At 37.2% G+C, this 1,593-nt stretch carries 2 protein-coding genes; both read right to left on the bottom strand.

Annotation, left to right across the window (positions count from 1 at the left end):
- Positions 1-180 precede the first annotated feature (180 nt).
- Complete coding sequence (locus IQ246_RS29575; protein WP_194006836.1) at positions 181-414, bottom strand: DUF3134 domain-containing protein; 234 nt, start codon at positions 412-414, stop codon at positions 181-183.
- A gap of 153 nt (positions 415-567) precedes the next feature.
- The gene (locus tag IQ246_RS29570; RefSeq protein ID WP_194006835.1) at positions 568-996 is read right to left on the bottom strand and encodes a hypothetical protein; all 429 of its coding nucleotides are present in this window, start codon (positions 994-996) and stop codon (positions 568-570) included.
- Between the last annotated feature and the right edge of the window lie 597 nt (positions 997-1,593).

Below are 1,593 nucleotides of genomic sequence, written 5' to 3'. Positions count from 1 at the left end.
CGGGAAAGTTACGCTTGTCAGACATGATTCCGCCATTCGTGGCAAACGGGATCAGGGCAAGAACCGTACATCTAAGGTAATACCTGAAAAGCGGATATTATTTGAGCAGTTGTCTTTACAATTGTTTCATTAAGAATCCCCTCGGCTTTAGCCAGGGGAGTGTCAAAATCATTTGATATGCTAAGCTTCTAAATCCATTTCAACATCGTCATCATCATGATCATAAGGAATATCATCTAGATCTATCATCTCTGAAATTTCTTCTACTTCATTTAAATACTCAGATTCTTGAGGCTCTCGCTCTATTAGGCGACCAGTCGATTTTAGCCATTCCAAGAGAACAAATTCATTACTTGTACGAATTACAGTAGCTCGTTGATTACGAGGTTCTTCACGCAAAGGGCCGTTAGTCATAAAAAAACTCTCTTTGAATTAGGGGTTATCATGTCAAAACAGGAAAGTTATACGCGTTTGGCTCAGATCCTGAATAGCTAAAACGCATATTTTTCGGCAAGGATCAGCGAATACCGCTGGTTGGATCAGATGGCATACAAACCATTAATTTTTTCACAAAACAGATGGAACTTTGGAAATAGTTTCATACATATTGGAGGGTAATGCGGACAACCTATTTGCTACAGCTACTGCATCAGCTAAGTTGCTAAATTGGCATCGGACAATATCCTGTCCGTTCCCTGAAGGAAATCGCTTTCTAGCTTTATTAGATACAGCACAAATAACCCCTAAAGCTTTGGCCAATCCATCTTTTGTCAATATTGTTTCTTGAGCGAACCCTTCCACTGGGATAAGGCAAACTTCAAAACGATAGCCAGGTCTAGGAGAAACTGCTACGTCAATATACGGTTTATCTTCTTTCCTGATTCGGCGTAAATATTGGGCGGTAGAATTGCTATCATGTAATTCAGTCCCAATTGCGTAAGTAAAAAAACAATCTTCCGAAAGGGACTCAGGACGGGTAATTATAGTGTTTGGCATATTTTTCAGCGGTATGTGTATACTATATTATGTTTGCGAGATAAGTTTACTGTCAGTCTTTGCTGCATGTTTTTGACAGTAATATATACAAGTTTGCAGAAGATATTCAAATGCGATTCGGTTAACTAAAAGCTGAAGCTTTTAGCAAGATGATAAGTTAATTTTTAATCTCAAATATTGACATTATTCTCAACAGTTTAGCCAATCCGAATTAAATTGTTCAATTGAAAGATATTCCACTAAAGTTTATCTCTCAAGGAACAATGAATTAGTAAATATATTGAACCTCTTGCAAAAATCTTAACTTTGAAGTGACACGATTGGAGTTATGATATTCAACTTTAATAGATAGATTATCAATATGAACCGACATGTAATACCTCTAGAATCAAAGAGTGTAGAGATTTAGATTCGGAGAGGCGTCTATATAATTCAGTCACATGACCGAAAATATTTCTCGACCATCTAATCATAGCATAGTTGACTGTTGAACTTTCTCCAACAATTTTATTTAGTGCTTATTATTACCAAAACCAAGTAAATAATGGAAGCAGGGGAAGAGAATGCCCCATGCCCCATGCCCCATCTGTCTCTTAT

This window comes from aff. Roholtiella sp. LEGE 12411 (assembly GCF_015206995.1).
GTDB lineage: Bacteria > Cyanobacteriota > Cyanobacteriia > Cyanobacteriales > Nostocaceae > Komarekiella.
The sequence above is the reverse complement of the archived record's forward strand: the minus strand, read 5'-3'. Positions and strand labels throughout refer to the sequence as shown.